Source organism: Cupriavidus sp. DL-D2 (genome assembly GCF_039710735.1).
GTDB lineage: Bacteria > Pseudomonadota > Gammaproteobacteria > Burkholderiales > Burkholderiaceae > Cupriavidus.
The window spans coordinates 37,426-56,884 of record NZ_JBDKXK010000057.1 but is presented as its reverse complement, the minus strand read 5'-3'; the positions used below and the strand labels follow the sequence as shown (position 1 = coordinate 56,884).

At 63.5% G+C, this 19,459-nt stretch carries 19 protein-coding genes; 12 read left to right on the top strand and 7 right to left on the bottom strand.

What is annotated here, in order from left to right; translation table 11 throughout:
* Positions 1–147: 147 nt before the first annotated feature.
* Together ABDB81_RS23695 and treF are read left to right on the top strand one after the other, a co-directional pair.
* A complete protein-coding gene (locus ABDB81_RS23695; RefSeq protein WP_346813759.1) occupies positions 148–723 on the top strand; it encodes a shikimate kinase in 576 nt (191 codons plus the stop codon).
* A 76-nt stretch (positions 724–799) separates the two neighbouring features.
* Complete coding sequence (gene treF / locus ABDB81_RS23690; RefSeq protein WP_346813758.1) at positions 800–2,569, top strand: alpha,alpha-trehalase TreF; 1,770 nt, start codon at positions 800–802, stop codon at positions 2,567–2,569.
* Between the two features lie 484 nt (positions 2,570–3,053).
* Here treF and ABDB81_RS23685 read toward each other — a convergent pair whose 3' ends face one another.
* The gene (locus tag ABDB81_RS23685) at positions 3,054–3,737 is read right to left on the bottom strand and encodes a Fe2+-dependent dioxygenase (protein ID WP_137926528.1); all 684 of its coding nucleotides are present in this window, start codon (positions 3,735–3,737) and stop codon (positions 3,054–3,056) included.
* A gap of 45 nt (positions 3,738–3,782) precedes the next feature.
* Positions 3,783–6,047 carry a TonB-dependent siderophore receptor gene (locus ABDB81_RS23680; RefSeq protein ID WP_346813757.1) on the bottom strand — a complete coding sequence of 755 codons (2,265 nt, stop codon included), beginning with the start codon at positions 6,045–6,047 and terminating at the stop codon, positions 3,783–3,785.
* Positions 6,048–6,486: 439 nt separating this feature from the next.
* Between ABDB81_RS23680 and ABDB81_RS23675 the strand changes: the two genes are divergently transcribed.
* Both ABDB81_RS23675 and ABDB81_RS23670 read left to right on the top strand, forming a co-directional pair.
* Complete coding sequence (locus ABDB81_RS23675; RefSeq protein WP_346813756.1) at positions 6,487–6,873, top strand: cupin domain-containing protein; 387 nt, start codon at positions 6,487–6,489, stop codon at positions 6,871–6,873.
* Positions 6,874–6,894: 21 nt separating this feature from the next.
* Positions 6,895–7,548 carry an MliC family protein gene (locus ABDB81_RS23670; protein WP_249359505.1) on the top strand — a complete coding sequence of 218 codons (654 nt, stop codon included), beginning with the start codon at positions 6,895–6,897 and terminating at the stop codon, positions 7,546–7,548.
* A 75-nt stretch (positions 7,549–7,623) separates the two neighbouring features.
* On the opposite strand, the gene ABDB81_RS23665 is transcribed toward ABDB81_RS23670, so the two are convergent.
* The 5 genes from ABDB81_RS23665 to ABDB81_RS23645 are packed head-to-tail and all read right to left on the bottom strand — an operon-like array spanning position 7,624 to position 12,519.
* Positions 7,624–8,598, bottom strand: a complete 975-nt coding sequence (locus ABDB81_RS23665) for an acyl-CoA dehydrogenase family protein (RefSeq protein WP_137926525.1) — start codon at positions 8,596–8,598, stop codon at positions 7,624–7,626.
* A gap of 12 nt (positions 8,599–8,610) precedes the next feature.
* Positions 8,611–9,768 (bottom strand): acyl-CoA dehydrogenase family protein, encoded by a 1,158-nt coding sequence (locus tag ABDB81_RS23660; RefSeq protein WP_346813755.1) that lies wholly within the window; start codon positions 9,766–9,768, stop codon positions 8,611–8,613.
* Between the two features lie 30 nt (positions 9,769–9,798).
* A complete protein-coding gene (locus ABDB81_RS23655) occupies positions 9,799–10,818 on the bottom strand; it encodes a tripartite tricarboxylate transporter substrate binding protein (protein WP_346813754.1) in 1,020 nt (339 codons plus the stop codon).
* Positions 10,819–10,852: 34 nt separating this feature from the next.
* A complete protein-coding gene (locus ABDB81_RS23650) occupies positions 10,853–11,314 on the bottom strand; it encodes a MaoC family dehydratase (RefSeq protein ID WP_160474065.1) in 462 nt (153 codons plus the stop codon).
* 35 nt (positions 11,315–11,349) lie between these two features.
* Positions 11,350–12,519 (bottom strand): CoA transferase, encoded by a 1,170-nt coding sequence (locus ABDB81_RS23645; RefSeq protein WP_160474066.1) that lies wholly within the window; start codon positions 12,517–12,519, stop codon positions 11,350–11,352.
* Positions 12,520–12,629: 110 nt separating this feature from the next.
* On the opposite strand from ABDB81_RS23645, the gene ABDB81_RS23640 reads away from it, so the two are divergent.
* The 8 genes from ABDB81_RS23640 (at position 12,630) to ccmB (ending at position 19,456) form a co-directional block, all read left to right on the top strand.
* Positions 12,630–13,529 (top strand): LysR family transcriptional regulator, encoded by a 900-nt coding sequence (locus tag ABDB81_RS23640; RefSeq protein WP_160474067.1) that lies wholly within the window; start codon positions 12,630–12,632, stop codon positions 13,527–13,529.
* 351 nt (positions 13,530–13,880) lie between these two features.
* Positions 13,881–14,063 carry a periplasmic nitrate reductase, NapE protein gene (gene napE, locus ABDB81_RS23635; protein WP_137926519.1) on the top strand — a complete coding sequence of 61 codons (183 nt, stop codon included), beginning with the start codon at positions 13,881–13,883 and terminating at the stop codon, positions 14,061–14,063.
* A gap of 97 nt (positions 14,064–14,160) precedes the next feature.
* Positions 14,161–14,487, top strand: coding sequence for a chaperone NapD (locus tag ABDB81_RS23630; RefSeq protein ID WP_160474068.1), 327 nt, complete (start codon positions 14,161–14,163; stop codon positions 14,485–14,487).
* Positions 14,468–16,963: a periplasmic nitrate reductase subunit alpha gene (gene napA, locus ABDB81_RS23625; protein ID WP_160474069.1), complete on the top strand. Its 2,496-nt coding sequence runs from the start codon at positions 14,468–14,470 to the stop codon at positions 16,961–16,963. The genes ABDB81_RS23630 and napA overlap by 20 nt, the downstream gene beginning before the upstream one ends.
* 9 nt (positions 16,964–16,972) lie before the next feature.
* Positions 16,973–17,524, top strand: a complete 552-nt coding sequence (locus ABDB81_RS23620; protein WP_249359508.1) for a nitrate reductase cytochrome c-type subunit — start codon at positions 16,973–16,975, stop codon at positions 17,522–17,524.
* Between the two features lie 21 nt (positions 17,525–17,545).
* The gene (locus ABDB81_RS23615; RefSeq protein WP_137926515.1) at positions 17,546–18,145 is read left to right on the top strand and encodes a NapC/NirT family cytochrome c; all 600 of its coding nucleotides are present in this window, start codon (positions 17,546–17,548) and stop codon (positions 18,143–18,145) included.
* Between the two features lie 4 nt (positions 18,146–18,149).
* The gene (gene ccmA, locus ABDB81_RS23610; protein ID WP_346813753.1) at positions 18,150–18,791 is read left to right on the top strand and encodes a cytochrome c biogenesis heme-transporting ATPase CcmA; all 642 of its coding nucleotides are present in this window, start codon (positions 18,150–18,152) and stop codon (positions 18,789–18,791) included.
* Positions 18,788–19,456, top strand: a complete 669-nt coding sequence (gene ccmB, locus ABDB81_RS23605; RefSeq protein WP_137926513.1) for a heme exporter protein CcmB — start codon at positions 18,788–18,790, stop codon at positions 19,454–19,456. Before ccmA ends, ccmB begins: the two co-directional genes overlap by 4 nt.
* Positions 19,457–19,459: the final 3 nt, after the last annotated feature.

Below are 19,459 nucleotides of genomic sequence, written 5' to 3'. Positions count from 1 at the left end.
GGAGCGCATAGCGACGGGTGATGGCATTTACGACGCGCTCGGTTCGCCCTCCTCCCGCGACAACAAATCGTGCAGAGGACGTGCTACCGTTGCGCAGGACTGGCAGTCACGTTGCGGCGCACTCTCTTTGACCAGCACATCGCTTCCATGGCTTCGAGCAACCCTTCGGACAACCTCGCAGGCAATCTCTTCCTGATCGGCTTCATGGGCGCCGGCAAGACGACCATTGGCCGGACGGTTGCGCATTTGCTCGGCCGTCCGTTCTTCGACACCGACCATGAGATTGAAGCCCGCTGCGGCGTGCGCATTGCCACGATTTTCGAGCTCGAAGGCGAAGAAGGCTTCCGGCGTCGTGAAACGCGCGTTTTGGATGACCTGACCCAACGCAGCGGCATTGTGCTGGCCACCGGCGGTGGCGCTGTGCTGCGGGCCGAAAATCGCGACATGCTGCGCACGCGCGGCCATGTGGTGTATCTCGATGCCACGGTGCAGGAGTTGTGGCGACGCACGCGGCGCAACCGCAATCGTCCGCTGCTGCAGGTGGAAAACCCGCGCGCCCGGCTCGAATCCATGTTCATGGAGCGCGACCCGCTCTATCGGGAAACCGCCCACGTCATCATGCCCGCGCACAGCGGCAGCGTGGCGCAGGCCGCCGCCAGCGTGCTGGCCCAGCTTGGCTTTGTGGACTGCGGCACCACGCACGACGCAGCGCCCAGCGACTAACCGGCAGGCGGAAACGTTGAACTTTGCAGCCGGCACCCGGCTCTGACCGTGGATGACAACCGTGGAGAGTGACGCCATGCGCGCTGCATCCGTGCCGCACGCCAGCCCGCGAACTGAACCGGCCCAACCGAATGCAGGCGTCGATGCGGCGGCGCAGCAAACCCGGCCGGCGCCATCGGGCGGCCATCCCTCTCATTGCCACGCGCACGCCCCGTCGATCACCCACCTGCCGTGCCCCGATCCTTCCGTCTTGCCGGGGTGCGCGGCATGCGATGCGCTGTCGCCCGCTGAGCGCTATGAAGAATTGTTCGTCGATGTGCAGGCCAGTGGCCTGTTCGCGGACAGCAAGACGTTTCCCGATTGCGTGCCGCTGGATGCGCCGGAAGCCATCCTCGCGCGCTATCGTGCCCAGCGCGATACGCCGGATTTTTCGCTGGAAGCCTTCGTCGGTGCGCACTTCGAGCGCGAGACCGTGCCGGATTCCCATTACGTCTCGCACCCCGAGCATTCGCTGCGCCAGCACATCGACGATCTCTGGCCGGTCCTGACACGCGAGCCAACCGAGCATCCGCCGATGTGCTCGCTGCTGCCGCTGCCCGGACCCTACGTGGTACCGGGTGGCCGTTTCCGCGAGCTGTACTACTGGGATTCGTACTTCACCATGCTGGGCCTGTCCGCCAGCGGGCGGCACGACCTGCTCCGCCCGATGGCCGATAACTTCGCCTATCTGCTCGACACGTATGGGCATGTGCCAAACGGTACGCGGTCCTACTACCTGAGCCGTTCGCAGCCGCCGGTGTTCTCGTTGATGATCCAGTTACTCGATGAACTGGAAGATGGCACCGAAACCGCCCTGCGCTACCTGCCGCAACTAAAACGCGAACACGCGTTCTGGATGGACGGCAGCACGCATCTGCAGCCCGGCTGTGCCCACCGGCGTGTGGTGTGCCTGCCCGATGGCACATGGCTCAACCGCTATTGGGACGACCGCGCCCATCCGCGCGAGGAAGCCTATCTGGAGGATGTGGAAACCGCGCGGCGCAGCGGCAGGCCCGCCCACCTGGTCTTTCGCGACCTGCGCGCGGCCGCCGAATCGGGCTGGGATTTCAGTTCGCGCTGGTGCGAACCCGTGGCTTTGCAGGACACCCCCGATCTCGCCACCATCCGCACCACGGCCATCCTGCCCGTGGATCTCAACGCGCTGCTCTGGCACGCGGAATGCCGCCTGGCGGAACTTTGCGACATGGCCGGCACGCCCGACGTAGCGACACGCTATCGCGACGCAGCATCGCGCCGACAGCAGGCGATGAACGATTTCATGTGGGACGAAAGTTCCGGCGCGTTTCTCGATTTCGACTGGCATTGCCACGCCATGCGGCCACACCTGACCGCGGCCACGCTGATGCCGCTGTTCGTGGGACTCGCCAGCACGGAACAGGCCGCACGCATGGCCGCGATGATCCCGGCGCGATTGCTCGAAGACGGCGGGCTGGCCACCACGGAAATCCGCTCGGCCGAGCAGTGGGACCGGCCCAATGGCTGGGCACCGCTGCAGTGGATCGCCATCGCCGGACTGCGCCGTTATGGCTACGGCGCGCTGGCCGACGACATCGCTCATCGATGGCTCTGCACGGTGTCGAACCTCTACACGCGCGAGTACAAGCTGGTGGAAAAGTACCGGTTGGTGCGACGCCATCCGCATAGCGCCGAAGGCGGCAGTGGTGGCGAATACCCGCTGCAGGATGGATTCGGATGGACCAACGGCGTGGTCAGCGCGCTACTGGCGTGTTATCCGGCGCATCCGGCTCGGCATAGCCAGGCGGGCAGGCCGGAGACTGCCGACTAAGCGTCATGGCGCGACCTCGTACGATGCATCAAGCCCTCGCGCCCCTGCCAACGCCTCGCGTTTGGAACCCGATTCTTTTGTTCGGAATGCTCACGCTGCGCGGCGCATGATTCGTGCGGCACCGCACATACGCCAATACCTCATGTGAGTTATTGGCGCTCGGCGCTGGCAACGTCACACTTGCCGCAGGGTCACTCGACACGACCCCAAACGACTTGGCAACTCTTACTGCCCCGACGATCCCGCGCGTCGGGGTATTTCTTTTGGGCGAAGGGTTTTGTGCAGTAGGTTCCGGGCCACCCGCCTATGAGACGATCCTCAAAATCGCATGACGACCGTCCACAGTGCAAGGTGCTCGAAGACTGGCTCCAGGCGATGCAACGTCACTACGGGCGCAACGTCTTGAGCGTCGACGCACGCGTGTTCGAGACTCTGCAGATCGCTAGTTCAGCAGATTGCGGCACCCGCCATGAGCTTCCCCGCCCTACGCGTCCGCCCAACGCCGTAGCAGGTTGTGATAAACGCCCGTCAATCCAATCACGGACTCGTGGTCCTGCCCGATGGTGTCCGCAACCTGGCGCAGTCGATTGTCGAGGTCGAACAGCAGTGCGCGTTGGCCATCGTCGCGCACCATGCTCTGGATCCAGAAGAAGGACGATACCCGCGCGCCGCGCGTGACTGGCGTGACGTGGTGAACGCTGGTGGCCGGGTACAACACCATGTGGCCGGCGGGCAGCTTCACGCGTTGGGGTCCGAAGGTGTCTTCGATCACCAGTTCGCCGCCGTCGTATTCCTCGGGTTCAGTGAGAAACAACGTGGCGGAGAGATCGCTGCGGATGCGGAAATCCGTGCCACCCAGGTAGCGGATGGCGTTGTCCACGTGCTGGCCGAAGGTCTGGCCGCCTTCGTACCGGTTGAACAACGGCGGAAAGACCTTGAGTGGCAGCGCGGCGGAGAAGAACAGCGCACTGTTGGCGAGCGCGTCCTGAATGAACCCGCCCAGTTGCTGTGCCACGGGCGAGGACTCTGGCAACTGCAGGTTGCGCTTGGCCAGCGCGGACTGGTGGCCCGAGGTGAGGTTGCCATCCGTCCAGTCCGCGGCGTCCATCAGCGCGCGGCAGTCGGCAACCTGGGCTTTGGACAGGACGTCCGGAATGTGCAGCATCATGATGGGAAAACCAGAACCCCGGGAGTGACCCCGGGGTGTCTCGGCTTAGAAGCGGAAGTTGGCGGTCAGCATACCAAAGCGGCCCGCACCCAATGCAGCATAGTGGGCGGCGAATGCCTTGGTGTAGTACGTCTTGTTCAGCAGGTTCTGGACGTTCAGCTGCAGCGTCAGGTTCTTGTTCACGCGATACGCGGCCATGGCATCGAAGCGCCAGTACGACGGCACGTACAGCGAGTTGGCCGCGTTGCCGTAGACCTGGCTGACATAGTAGGCACCCCCACCCACGGTCAGGGCGGGCAGCACCTGATAAGTCGACCACAGGCTGAAGCTGTTCTTCGGCGTGTTCGGGAACTGGTTGCCGTTGTTGGCGGCATTCGCGGCGACGGGGCCGTTGTTCTTGAGTTCGCTGTCCAGGAACGTATAGCCGCCGAACAGGTTCCACTTATCGGTGACGCTGCCCGCAAAGCCCAGTTCGAAACCACGCACCTGCTGCTTGCCCACGTTCTGCGTGGTGTTGGCATCGACGGCCACGCGTGCGTTGTCCTTGTCGATCTGGAACACGGCACCGGTCAGCGACAGGCGGCGGCCGAGCAAATCCCACTTGGTACCCAATTCCCAGGCGCGGCTGCGCTCGGGGTCGAGGTTCTGGATCTGCGCGGAGAGGTTGTCGGAGCCATCGCCGTTGGACGTGCCCGGTGGCGTCGAGGCCGTGCCGTAGGACACGTAGATGCTGCCGAAGTCCACGGGCTTGTAGACGATGCCGGCCTGGTAGTTGAAGAAATTCGCGTTGTTGCCGAGGTTCACCGCCGCCACCGATGCGCCGGTGTTCGGGTTGATGTAGGCCGGCGTGGCGGAGGTGGTGCGGTAGCTGTCGTAGCGGATGCCGCCGTTCACGAGCCACTGCTTGGTAATCTCCACCGTGTCGAACAGGTAGACCGCGCGCGTATCGGTCTTGGTCTTCTGCGTGTAGCCCATCTTGCCGACGCGGCCCGTCCAGACATCGCCCGGGTTCGGGTTGTACAGGTTCGTGCAGTCCCCGCTGGCCAGCAGCGACGCATTGCAGGTGTTGCCCGCACCGCCGCCCGGCACCACGTTGTACGGCGTGTTATCGGTATCGTCGCGGCTGAACTCGAAGCCGAACAGCATCGAGTGCTTGAGGCTGCCGGTATCGAACTTGGCGATGAAATCGGTCTGGTTGATCAGCGAATCGGTGGCCGAATCGCGATTCTTGCTGCTGCGGTAGACGTATCCATTCGCCACGTTGCCACGGCTGTCGTCCGGGTTCGTGACGATGTAGTCGTTGGTACTGCGGCCCCAGCGCGTGGTGTTGCGGAACGTCAGCTTGTCGCTGAACGCGTGTTCGAAGATGGCCGTGCCGATATCGGACTGCGTGTGCTGGAAGTCGCGATCGACCAGACCATAGAAGTTGTTGCGGTTCACGTTGGCCGGGCCGGCCGGGTTGGCCTTCGACGACTGCGCAGCCGGACGCGCATACGGGATGCTGTAGTCCGGCATGTTCTGGCCCTGCAGGTGGTAGTACGACAGCGTGAGCTTGGTCGGGCTGTTCAGGCCGAACGTGACCGACGGCGCGAAGCCCCACGAGTGGCCGCCCACCGCCTCGCGGCCCGGCGTGTTGGCATCCTGGGCCATCGCGTTCAGGCGCAGGCCGGTGTTGTCGTTGAGTACGTAGTTGCCGTCGAGCGTGGCGCGCTTGTACGCATCGGTGCCAATACCGACCGAACCCTGCACGAAGTTCTCCTTCGTCGGCAGCTTGGTCACGATGTTGATCAGGCCACCGACCGAACCCTTGCCGCCGTAGGCCGAGCTCGGCCCCTTGATGACCTCGATGTTCTCGATGTTGAACGTATCGCGCGTTTGCGAACCGGCGTCGCGCACACCATCCACGAAGATGCTGCTGCCCGAGTCGAAACCACGAATAAACGGACGGTCGCCAATCGGGTTGCCGCCCTCGCCTGCGCCGAAGGTGATACCCGGCGTAGTACGCAGTGCATCCTGCAGGGAGTTCGAGCCCGATTGCTGGATCACTTCGGCGGGCACCACCGTCACGGACTTCGGCGTGTCGAGCAGCGGCGCAGTAAATTTCGGAGATTCGGCCCTGTCGACCTTGTAGCCATCCTCACGGGCAGCTTTCACAGTCACGCCTTGCAGTTGCTGAACCGGGCTGGCCTTGGCCGTGGTGGCCGGCTTGGCTTCCTGGGCCGCAGCCCCTTGCATGGCCATGGCGGCCATCGGGCCGGCGAGCGCCGTCACCAGCACATTGGGCCGGAACACCTCCGAATACTTGCTCATTACTCTCTCTTCCCGTGGATTGCTTGTGTGGATACCGTCACGCGTCGTCAGTGGTCATCACTGATCGCCGTATCGGCATCCGAGGGCGCTGAACGCGGCTTTCCTCGGGGCGCGATTGTATGGAGGCGTCACTAAAACCTCAAATACGAATCATTCTTATACTCATCCGCATGTGCAGCGGCGCCTTCATCACAATCTGACCGATCAGATGTCTTCTGTCGGCAACTGCTCGAGATCGTTGATTCATCCGTTTGTAATCGTCTTGTAATGTTCGGTAACAAACCGTGTACGGAACGCGACAGGGACCGCATTACACGTATGGGACGAAGGGGCATCGAACGCGGCCCCGTGCATGACAGGACACCAAAACAGGCAGATTCGAAAGTGTCTGACCACTACACTTACGACTTTGCAACCTTGCTGCTGCCCTGATCGCATCGTGTCTGACGTTACGCTCGCCTCCGCCCCTTTCCTGACCGACTTCCGCGCCGATCCCGCACCGGCTCATGACAACCCGCGCCCCGACCGGCTCGTGAACGGCAACCCCGACCGAACGACGTGGACGCACTACAGCGCCAGTCAAGGCGATTTCGATTGCGGGATCTGGGCGTGCGAGCCGGGCGCCTGGCGGATTGCATTTCCCGCAGGCAAGGAAGAGTTTTTCCATGTGATCAGCGGCCGCCTGCGCATCACCCGCCACGACGGCGACGCCCGCGAGTTCGGGCCGGGCGATGCCTGCGTGATTCCCGCTGGCTTCGAAGGCGTATTCGAGGTGATCGAGCCCGTGCGCAAGCATTTCGTCGTCATCGACCGCAACGCGGGGTAGTTCGCTCCGCAGGAGACTGCCATGTCCGTGAACAGGTTCTTCGCCATGCTGGGCGCCGCCATTGCATCCTGGCTTGTTCCTGTTGCACCGGTCACTGCCGCGACCCCATCACCGTCTTTCGATTGCCGAAAGGCCCAGGGCGAGGTCGAGACACTGATCTGCAAGGACGACACCCTTGCCCGGCTCGACCGCGAAACCACGCGGCTGTATGGGCTTGCACTCGATGCGCAGTCCTTGCCGAAGTCTCAGAAGAAGCAACTGATCGCCGGGCAACGTGGCTGGATCAAGGGCCGCGATGCCTGCGCGAACGCCGACGACGCACGGGCCTGTACGGTATCGACGTATCTGGAACGGATCTACACGTTGCGGCACAGCTATGCCGGCGCGCGTCGGCAGGACGGCAAGGGCATCAGCCGCGGCCCCTTCAATATTCGCTGCGAAGGGTTGGACGCGGTGATCAGCGGCACGTTTATACAGACCGATCCCGGTTATGCGTATCTGCGCTGGCTCGACCAGCAACTGGTGCTGCCCCAAACACGCGCTGCGTCTGGCGCGCGGTATGCCGCCACATTGAAGGATGGCGACGCACTGTTCTGGGACAAGGGACCGGATGCGCAACTGGTGATACCGGGCAAGCCGGAGACGAGTTGCCGGGTGGAAATGTCGGGAGTGTAGCCGGCGACGCGTTTGGTTTGCTCCCCTCTCCCATTGACATGGGAGAGGGGAGCGCATAGTTACGGGCGTTGGCCTTTACGTGGTGCTTGCTGTCTCCCCAGCCCATCGCCGGATCTGATCTACCGTCTGCATCTCCGTCTCACACACCACCGTGCCGATTTCCCGCGCCCAGTAGCGTTCCGATCCATCGGCCATACGCCACGCGTGAAGCCGCCGTGTGAATAGCTGCAAATCGTATTCAGCGGTGATACCCAGCGCGCCATGTACGGCATGCGCAGCCGCGCTAACTGATGTCACAGCATCGCTGGCGTTGAACTTGCCGATAGCCGCGTGCATCCGGTCCGGTTGCCAGCCTTCGCCCGAACATGCGATCTGCGCCGCCATCCGCACGGCCGCCACTTGCTCCGCCATCGTACTGATCTGGTGCTGGATCGCCTGGAATTTGCCGATGGAGCGCCCGAACTGCGTGCGGTCGTTGGCGTACTGGAGCGTGAGGTCGAACACGCGCGACATCGCGCCAGCCATCAACGCCGTGTGCAGGGTCGCACCGATGGTCCGCAACAAGCCGTGCGGCAGCGGGAACGACATTGACGGCTTTCCAGCAATGCTCACTGTCAGGTCACCATGCACGCCTGTCGATTGCATCGTGGCATCGTCACGCGCCAGCAACCATGCGACATCCCCGCGCTGAACGAGAAACCACGCAGCACTCGCCCCGTCGGCAACATGCGTGCGAGGTACATCTTCTAACGTAGCAAGTGCGATGGGTCCAGCAGGAATCTCGTGGCCCGCAGCATGCAGCACCGCGCGCGCGAACATCGTCTGCGCCAGTGGCAATGGCAACGCGTACTGCCCCATCGCCATCAGCATCGGCAGCACATCGGCCAACGACAACCCAGCATCGGGCAGCAGGCTGTCAGCGAAACCACTCTCGTGCAGCGCATCCCATAGCGTCGATGCCGATCTGCCACCCTCGATGTCTCGCACCACCGCTGGCGTGCAGGCATCACGCAGCAGCGCTTCCAGGGCATCCGAATAGACGTTTTCCATGACAAGTCCCCGTTAGCGCAGGCCGAGCCCGCGCGCGATCATGCCGCGCAGGATCTCGCGGGTGCCGCCGCGCAGCGAATAGGTCGGCGAAATCTGGCTGATGTACGCGCAGGTGCGATACAAGTCGGCATCTGCAGCCAGCACCGGATCATCCCCGAGCGCCGCTTCCGCCAGCGCGCCAACCGCCTGTTCGAGTTCAGTGCCAAGGTCCTTGACCACCGCTGCCTCGATCAGCGGACTTTCGCCCGCGGCTAGCCGCGCGGTGACTGCCAGCGACATCGCACGCAGCACGGCCAGCCGGCCCACCAACCTGCCGATGGTGACGGTATCGCGCTGCACAGCCGGCAAGCGACGCAGCGTGGCAATCCATGCATCGAGCAGCACCACGCTCGAATACAAACGCTCGGGCCCGCTGCGCTCGAAGGCGAGTTCGGCATTGACCTGTTCCCAGCCAGCGCCCTCCTGCCCCACCAACGCATCGGTGGGAAGCATCACATCGTCGAACGCAACCTCCGAGAAATGCGCATCGCCTGCAAGATCGTGGATCGGTCGAACACTCACACCCGGCGCGGACAGATCGACGATGACTTGCGACAGGCCCTTCTGCCGATCCTCGGGCTGCCCCGAGGTGCGCACCAGTGCAAGCATGAACTGGCAGCGATCCGCATTGGTCGTCCAGATCTTGCGGCCATTCAGGCGCCATCCACCCTCGCACGGCGTGGCGCGCGTGGTCACGCTCGCAAGGTCGGAGCCTGCGTTGGGCTCGCTCATGCCGATGCAGAAGAATGCCTCGCCCCGACAAATGCGCGGCAGGTAGAAAGCCCGTTGCGCATCGGTGCCATAGCGCAGGATCAGCGGACCGCTTTGCCGATCCGCAATCCAGTGCGCGCTCACCGGCGCGCCGCAGGCCAGCAATTCCTCCACGAGCACAAAGCGCGAAAACGCATCGAGCCCCGCGCCGCCGTATTGCGCCGGCAGCGTGATGCCAACCCAGCCGCGCTGCGCCAACGCGCGGCTGAATGTTGCATCGAATCCCATCCACGAACGTGCGCGACGGTCGGGCGGCAGATCGGGAAGATGGTCGCGCAAGAATGCCTTGACCTCGCCCCGAAACGCCGAGGCTTCTCGCGGCAGCGCTGTCAGGGCGAACGTGTCAAACAGGGAACGCAAGATCGATCTCCTTCCAGGGAATGCGGTCGGTCAGTCCAGCGTCACGCCAGTGTCCTTGACGACCTTGCGCCACCGCTCCAGTTCCTGGGACAGATACGTCCCGTAGGCTTCGGGCGACGACCCGCGCGGTTCAGCCCCTTGCGCGGCCAGGCTGGCGCGCACGTCCGACGATGCCAGCGCCTTCAGCACAGCACCGTTGAGCCGACGCACGATATCCGGTGGCGTTTTTGCGGGAACCATCATGCCCTGCCACGCGCCCACCTCGAAGCCCTTCAGACCAGACTCGGCGAGCGTCGGCACATCCGGCAACTGTGCGCTGCGGGCGCTGCTGGTCACTGCCAGCGCCTTCATGCGCTTGCCCCGGATAAACGGCAGCGACGAGTTGATCGTGTCGGTCATGAACTGCACCTGTCCGCTAGCGAGGTCGGTCAGCGCCGGCGCGCTGCCCTTGTACGGCGCGTGCACCGCTTCGATGCCATTGGCCTGCAGGAACAGGAACGCGGCGAGATGGGTCACGTTGCCGTTGCCGGCGGAGCCGTACGTCATCTTGCCGGGGTTGGCCTTGAGCCACGCCACGAACTCGGGCACGGTGTTCGCCTGCACCTGCGCATTGACTTCGAGCACCAACGGCACGTTGGCAGTCAGCGCCACAGGCAGCAGGTCGCGCTTCACGTCGTACGACAGCTTCTTGTAGAGCGCGGGACTTAGCGCGATCGACGACGTGTTGTACAGCACCGTGTAGCCATCGGCCTGCGCCTTGGCCACGATCTCGTTGCCGATGTTGCCGTTCGCGCCGGGACGGTTGTCCACGAGCACCGTCTGGCCCAGATCCTCCGACATCTTCCTGGCGATCACGCGCGAGACGAGATCGGTGGGACCGCCCGGCGGGAACGGCACGACCAGCCGAATAGGACGATCAGGGTAGTCTGCTGCCAACGCGGCTTGCGGCAGTAGGGCTACGGCAACGCCGCACGCGGCCACCGCTCGCAACCATTTGCGGCGCAGCGCGATGGGTTGGGGATGCCTGGCATTCTTGCTCTGTATTGGCATGCTTGTGTCTCCTCCAGGTGAATCCGTTGGCTGCCTAGCGCCCAGCCAGCAGCCGCCGCGCCGTGTACGTCATCACCAGTTCCTGTCGCTGGTTGAACACCTCGATCGATGAATCGACCACTGCACGGCCGCTCTTCGACGTTGGACGAATGCCGGTCACGGTGATGCGGGCATGGATGGTGTCGCCCACCAGTACGGGGCCGAGGATCTTCTGCGTCAACTCCAGCATCGCCAGCCCCGTGCCCTGAATCATCGTTTGCAGGATGAAGCCTTCGATCAGCGAATACGTCAGCGCCGCCGGCACTGGGCGCCCCTTGATGGCACTCCCTTCGTAGCCTTCCTCGATGAAGATCGCTTCCAGCATCCCGGTTACCGAGATGAAGTTGACGAGATCGGTCTCGGTCACGGTGCGGCGGAAGGTCTCGAAAACCTGTCCTTCCTGAATGTCCTGCCAGTAAAACCCCTGCCCCAGTCGTTGCGGCTGCGTGTGACTCATGTCCCCTCCTTGATGGATTCTTGATGGATGCGTGTTCAGCCGCCCAATGCGGCAATCTCTTCGTCACTGAGTCCTACGCCGCCCAGCACTTCGCGCGTGTGTTCGCCAAGCCGCGGCGGCACGCTGGCGCGTGCGCGTTCGCCATCGAATCGCACCGGTGCGCCGGGAAAGCGCAGCGTGCCCATGGCCGGATCGCTTACCTGATCGAAGAATCCGGTGGCACGCAGATGCGGATCGTCCACGAGTTCGTCGAGACCGTTCACGCGTGCCACCGGTATCTGCAGCGATTCGCAAACGTCGATCCACGCATCGGTGGTCCGCTCGCGCACCAGTTCGCCAGTGATCTCGTAAAGCGTTTCGATATGGCGCGTACGTGCCGCGATATCGGCAAAGCGCGCATCGGTCGCCAGATCGTCGCGGCCTGCGGATTTGAAGAAGTCGCGCCAGTGCGCGTCGGTGTACGGCATCATGCAGACGTAGCCATCGGCGGTCTGATAGGGGCGGCGCAGCGGCGCCAGCACGCGCGGATAACCGGCCTGCGCGCGTGGCGGCTCGAAGTGCTGGCCGTACAGATGCTCCACGAGGTTGAACGCCACCATCGACTCGAACATCGGCACTTCCACCATGCCGCCCTTGCCGCCATTGCGCTCGCGTCCAGCCAGTGCCGCGCTGATCGACAGTGCCGCAACCAGCCCGCTGGTCTTGTCCGCAGAGATCGTCGGGAAATAGCGCACGGTGCCGGTCTGCGCCGCCATCAGTGCGGCATTGCCGCAGAGTCCCTGGATGATGTCGTCATAGGCGGGCCGGCCCCCGTAGGGCCCCTCTTCCGCGAAACCGAGCAGGCTCACGTAGATCAGTTGCGGATGCCGCGCCATCACGCTCGTCGGGTCGAGATCGAGCTTGCCGAGTTTTTGCGGACGCATGCTGTGCAGGAAGACATCGGCGGTTTCCAGCAGCTTGTGCAGCGCAGCCTGTGCGGCGGGCAGTTTGAGGTTCAGCACCACGCTTTTCTTGCTGCGATTCACGCCGAGGAAGATCGCCGACATGCCCTCCTCGGTGGCTGGCCCGGTGCGGCGTGTGGAGTCGCCCTCGGGCGTCTCCACCTTGATCACTTCGGCGCCCAGATCAGCCAGCCACTGGCTGGCGTACGGCCCCATCACAACCGTCGAGAGGTCCACTACGCGAATTCCGGCCAGGGGCAACATGCCTGGGTCTCCTTGTTTTTTCTAGGGGTTCCGAAGACCACAGCCTATGCCCGGCAGTCAATCGTGTCTAATATTAGTTTTTTAGTAACTGATATCCACTGTATATCACCATGGATCTACGTCAGCTCCAGCAGTTTGTCGTCCTCGCCGAAACCGGCAACTTCCACCGCGCGGCAGAACGGCTGCATATGGCGCAGCCGCCGCTGTCGATCTCGATCCGCAAGCTGGAAGCATCGCTGGGCACGCCGCTGTTTGTGCGCACCACACGCGGCGTGCGGCTGACGCAGGCGGGCGAGGCCGCGCTCGACGATGCGCGCCGGGCACTCTTCCACGCCGATCAGGCGCGCGCCGCCGCGCTGTCTGCCGCACATGGCGAACGTGGCGCGCTGCGCATCGGCTTTGTCGGCTCGGCCACTTATGCGCTGCTGCCGCGCCTGATTCCCGCCTTTCGCGACGAACACCCCGGCATCGAGCTGATCCTGCATGAGTCCACCTCGGCGTCGATCCTCGAACGCATCGAACAGGGGCAGCTCGATGCCGGACTCGTGCGCTTTCCCATCCTGAGCAGCGGACCATTTGCACTGATGCCACTGGAGTCCGATACGTTCGTCGCCGCCGTCCCGGCCGAAAGCCGCTTCGCCAGGCAGGATCGCATCGCGCTGAAGGCGCTGGCCAACGAGCCGTTCATCATGCATCCCGGCGCCGATGTGCCCAACCTGCGCGCCGTGGCAATGCTGTTGTGCCAGCAGGCGGGCTTCGTGCCGAAAATCGCGCAGGAAGCCGTGCAGGTACAGACCATCGTCAGCCTGGTGGAGAGCGGCCTTGGCGTGGCACTGGTGCCCGGCGTGGCCGCGCGCTATACCAATCGGCGTGTGCGCTTTCTGCCGCTGTCGAGCCCGCGCCCGGCTGCCGCCATCGGCATCGCGCTGGCCACGAAGGAGGACACCGATGATCGCCACGTGCTGCGCTTTGTTGCTGCGGCGCAGAAGATTGCGAAGGCCGGGGGATAGCGGACATCGCGGGAAAGTGCGTATTCCCCCACAACCGTTCACGACGGCGGAATCGAACTCGCTGTTGAACTCGCTGTTGAACTCGCTGTTGAACTCGCTGTTGAACTCGCTGTTGTCGAATTTATTGATATCGGCGGAAAACTTCTTCACATCACGGCCTGATCCAATCGTCGCGCCGCCGGAGGCTGCGCGCCGCCTGCGAAGTCGCACAGGCATCGCCCGGTCAGTGGCAGAAAAGTCCGCATCTTCGGACGGGTGCATGTCTTGACACCGCCGCATCGGGTTTCTTTAATGGGTTACGCATCACCGGCGCTCGTGCCGGGTGCGCCTGTTCAAGAGCCGGGGAAACACATGGATTCGGGCAGCGTTCAGGAACCACGGAACCCTCACGACCCACAGCGCAAGAAGGAAGAACTGCGCAGTTTCCTGTTTCTTACCGCCGTGATGGTGCCGGTGTTGTCCGTCATCATCGTGGCCGGCTATGGCTTCATTGTCTGGATGAGCCAACTGATCAGCGGACCGCCCACGCACTGACGTGCATTACCGGTAGCACCCTTGGCCCAAGGGCCAATGGCAAAAAACAGAAAGACTGGAACACTCCAACCAGCAGTCTTGTTTGCGGGGTATCTGCATGCCTGCAAGACGTTCCATCCCCATCACGCCCGTCGCATCGGGCGACGAGTGGCATATCGCCGGCATCATGGTCTATGCCCATCCAGCCAGCCTGGATCGGGTGCAGGCCGCCGTCGCGGCCATGACGGGTGTCGAGATCCATGCGGTCAGCGACATCGGCAAGCTCGTGGTCACGGCCGAGGCCCCTACCTCGCAGGCTATCGTGGCCCAACTCACCTGCCTGCATCAGCTTGAAGGCGTGATCTCCGCGACACTGGTCTACCAGCACAACGAGGATGCCGCAGCCATGTACGAGGAGATCGGCGATGCCAGTCACGCGACGTGAATTCATCAAGCAGACCGCCATTGCGGCCACGGCCTCCGTGGCCGGCATCCCCACGGCTGCCGAAGCGGCCAATTTCGTCACGGACAGCGAAGTCACGAAGCTGAAATGGTCGAAGGCGCCCTGCCGCTTCTGCGGCACTGGCTGCGGCGTGACCGTGGCCGTGCGCGACAACAAGGTGGTGGCCACGCAGGGCGATCCGCAATGCGAGGTCAACAAGGGCCTGAATTGCGTGAAGGGTTACTTCCTGTCGAAGATCATGTATGGCCAGGACCGGCTTACCAAGCCACTGCTGCGCATGAAGAACGGCAAGTACGACAAGAACGGCGAATTCGCACCGGTCAGTTGGGACCGCGCCTTCGACGAGATGGAAAAGCAGTTCAAGCGCGTGCTCAAGGAAAAAGGCCCCACGGCCGTGGGCATGTTCGGCTCCGGCCAGTGGACGGTCTGGGAGGGCTACGCCGCCTCCAAGCTGATGAAGGCCGGATTCCGCACCAACAATATCGATCCCAACGCCCGGCACTGCATGGCATCGGCCGTCACCGGCTTCATGCGCACCTTCGGCATGGACGAGCCGATGGGCTGCTATGACGATTTCGAGAACGCCGATGCCTTCGTGCTGTGGGGTTCGAACATGGCCGAGATGCACCCGATCCTGTGGACGCGCATCACGGACCGGCGCCTGAGCCATCCCAAGACGCGCGTGGCCGTGCTCTCCACCTTCACGCACCGCTCGTTCGACCTCGCGGATGTGCCGATCATCTTCACGCCGCAGACCGATCTGGCGATGCTGAACTTCATCGCGCATCACATCATCAGCACGAACCGCGTCAACAAGGATTTCGTCAACAAGCACACGGTGTTCAAGGAAGGCGTCACCGACATCGGCTACGGCCTGCGGCCCGACAACCCCCTGCAAAAAGCCGCCAAGAATGCGGGCAATGCCACCGACGCCAAGCCCATCACCTTCGACGAGTTCGCGAAGTTCGTCTCGAAGTACGACGTCAACTACGTAAGCAAGCTGTCGGGTGTGCCCAAGGACAAGCTGCTGCAACTGGCCGATCTCTATGCGGACCCCAACATCAAGGTGATGTCGTTGTGGACCATGGGTTTCAACCAGCACACGCGCGGCACGTGGGTCAACAACATGGTCTACAACGTCCACCTGCTGACCGGCAAGATCGCCACGCCCGGCAATAGCCCGTTCTCGCTGACGGGGCAGCCGTCCGCATGCGGCACCGCGCGCGAGGTGGGCACCTTCTCGCACCGGCTGCCCGCCGACATGGTGGTCACGAATCCCAAGCATCGCGAGGAAGCCGAACGCATCTGGAAGCTGCCCGCTGGCACCATCCCCGACAAGCCCGGTTATCACGCGGTATTGCAGAACCGCATGCTCAAGGACGGCAAGCTCAATGCCTACTGGGTGCAGGTCAACAACAACATGCAGGCCGCCGCCAACATGATGGAAGAGGGGCTGCCCGGTTATCGCAACCCCGACAACTTCATCGTCGTGTCGGACGTGTATCCCACCGTGACCGCGCTGTCCGCCGACCTGATCCTGCCCAGCGCGATGTGGGTGGAGAAGGAAGGCGCCTATGGCAACGCCGAGCGCCGCACGCAGTTCTGGCACCAGCTCGTCGATGCTCCCGGTGAATCGCGCTCCGATCTCTGGCAGTTGATGGAGTTTTCCAAGCGCTTCAAGGTAGAGGAAGTCTGGCCCGCCGACCTGATCGCGAAGAAACCCGAACTGCGCGGCAAGACGCTGTTCGACGTGCTCTATCGCAACGGCAACGTCGACAAGTTCCCGCTCAAGGAAGTCAACGCCGAGTACCACAACGCGGAGTCGAAGGAATTCGGCTTCTATGTGCAGAAGGGACTGTTCGAGGAATACGCCACCTTCGGTCGCGGTCACGGCCATGACCTCGCACCGTTCGATACTTACCATGAGGTGCGCGGGCTGCGTTGGCCTGTGGTCAACGGCAAGGAAACGCGCTGGCGATATCGCGAAGGCAGCGATCCCTACGTGAAGGCGGGCACGGGCTTTCAGTTCTACGGTCATCCTGACGGGAAGGCCGTGATCTTTGCGCTGCCCTATGAGCCGCCGCCCGAGTCGCCGGACAAGGAGTATCCCTTCTGGCTCGCCACGGGTCGCGTACTCGAACACTGGCACTCGGGTTCGATGACGCGCCGGGTGCCGGAACTCTATCGTGCATTTCCGAACGCGGTCTGCTTCATGCATCCCGAGGATGCGCGCGCCATGGGCCTGCGGCGAGGTGTCGAAGTGGAAGTGGTGTCACGGCGCGGCCGGATGCGTACGCGCATCGAAACACGCGGACGCGATACGCCGCCGAAGGGCCTGGTCTTCGTGCCGTGGTTCGATGCGAGCCAGCTCATCAACAAGGTGACGCTCGACGCCACCTGCCCGATCTCGCTGCAGACCGATTTCAAGAAGTGCGCGGTGAAGATCGTCAAGGTCTAGGAGGACGCCATCATGCCGACACGTTCCTGGCCCGCCCTGCTGGCCTTTGGCGTCTGGCTGCTGCTGGCGCTGGTCACGCTATGCATCGCCCCGGCCAATGCGCAGGGTCTGGTCGATGCCATGCGCGGCCCCACGCCGGTGGCCAATGAGACCAAGCCGCCGCTGCTCTTCCCGACCGAGAACAAGGACATCCGCCGCACGCGCAACTACACCATGCAGCCGCCGACGATCCCGCACAAGATCGACGGCTACCAGTTGGATCGCGACTTCAACCGGTGCATGTTCTGCCACGCGCGCACCAAGAGCGAGGAAACCGGTTCGATCCCGGTCAGCATCACGCACTACATGGACCGCGACAACAACGTGCTGGCCGAGGTCTCGCCGCGCCGCTACTTCTGCACGCAATGCCATGTGCCGCAGGCCGACACCAAGCCGCTGGTGGGCAACTCGTTTGTGGATGTGGAAACGATGCTCAAGCGCGCGGGCGGCGAGAAAGGCGCGAAGGACGGCAAGGGTGGCAGCGCCAAGGCCGGAACATCCGGTACAACGAGCACCAAATAACGGGATCGAACGGGGCGAGCGATGAAAGGCAGACTCTGGGACCTCCTCGTGCGCTACTGGCGCACCATCAACCGCCCCAGCGCGTATTTCAGCCTGGGCTTCCTGACGCTGGGCGGCTTCATCGCCGGCGTGCTGTTCTGGGGCGCGTTCAATACCGCGCTGGAAGTCACCAATACCGAGAAGTTCTGCACGGGTTGTCACGAGATGCGCGACAACGTCTACCAGGAACTGCAGGGCACCATTCACTTCACCAACCGTAGCGGCGTGCGCGCCAAATGCTCGGACTGTCACGTGCCGCACAACTGGACCGACAAGATGGCGCGCAAGATGCAGGCGTCGAAAGAGGTCTGGGCCAAGATCTTCGGCACGGTCAACACGCGCGAGAAATTCCAGGCGCACCGGCTGGAACTCGCCCAGCACGAATGGGCACGCTTCAAGGCCAACGATTCCCTCGAATGCCGCAACTGCCACGACTACCAGTCGATGGACTTCACGCGCCAGAGTCCGCGCGCGCAGGCCATGCACTCCACCTACCTGGCCAACAAGGAAAAGACCTGCATCGACTGCCACAAGGGCATTGCGCACCGCCTGCCCGATGTGGCCGCTGCGCCGGAGAAATAGCGCCATGGCGACCCCGGTGCTCGAAGCCAGCCAGTTGATGGTGCGGCGCATGGGCCGGATCATTTTTCGCGACCTCGACCTGTCGCTGACACCGGGCACGCTCATGCAGGTAGTCGGTCCCAACGGTGCGGGCAAGACCAGTCTGCTGCGTGTGTTGTCGAGCCTCGTTCCGCCTGCCGAAGGACGGTTGCTGTGGCGGGGACGCGTGGTGCGGGCTGGCGATGCCGAATTCCTCGCATCGCTCGCCTATGTGGGTCACACCAACGGTATCGATGTGGACCTCGATGCGGAAACCAATCTGCGCTTTGCGGCGCGCATGGCGGGTCTGTCCGCACCCGATGCCACTGCGATCCGCCACGCGCTGGCGCGACTGGGCCTCGATACCTTGCGCGATGTCCCGATGCGTGCGCTGTCGCAAGGCCAGCGCCGCCGTGTGTCGCTCGCCCGCCTGGCACTGGCACCGCGCGAACTGTGGCTGCTCGACGAACCGCTGACCTCGCTCGACCTCGATGCATCGGATCGCTTTCATACACTGTTGGCGCAACACCTTGCCGATGGCGGCATGGCCGTGATCGCCACACACCAGGCGATACCGTTGCCGTGTCAGACGCTCACGCTCGGGCCCACGACGAGCGCACGGCGATGATCGCGACACTGGCTTCGCTGATTGCTCATGACCTGTCGATTGCGTGGCAACGGCGCAGCAGCCTGCTGGCGAGCGTGGTGTTCTTCGTGATCGTGTCGAGCCTGTTTCCGCTGGCCATCGGACCCGACCCGCAACAGCTACGCATGCTCGCGCCCGGCATCCTGTGGGTGGCGGCGTTGCTGGCGTCGATGCTCTCGCTGTCACGCCTCTTTGCACAGGAGCATGCCGATGGCAGCCTCGACCAGTTGTTGCTCTCGCCCCATCCGCTGGCCTTGCTGGTACTGGGCAAGATTTGCGCGCACTGGCTATCGAGCGGCCTGCCGCTGCTGATCCTGACCCCGCTGCTCGCGCAGCAATACAGCCTGCCAGGCGGTGCCACGCTGTTGCTGACCGCATCGTTGCTGATCGGCACCCCGGCACTGAGCCTGATCGGTGCCGTCGGCGCCGCGCTGACGCTCGGCGTGCGCGGCGGCGCGGTGTTGCTGTGCGTACTGGTACTGCCGCTGTCGATTCCCGTGCTGGTATTCGGCGCCAGTGCCGGCGCTGCCGCCGATGCAGGACTCGATGTGATGCCGCATTTTTCGTTGCTGGGCGCATGCCTGGCGCTTTCGTTGTGCGTGTGCCCGCTGGCGACGGCGGCGGGCCTGCGCATTGCCATGGAATGAGGC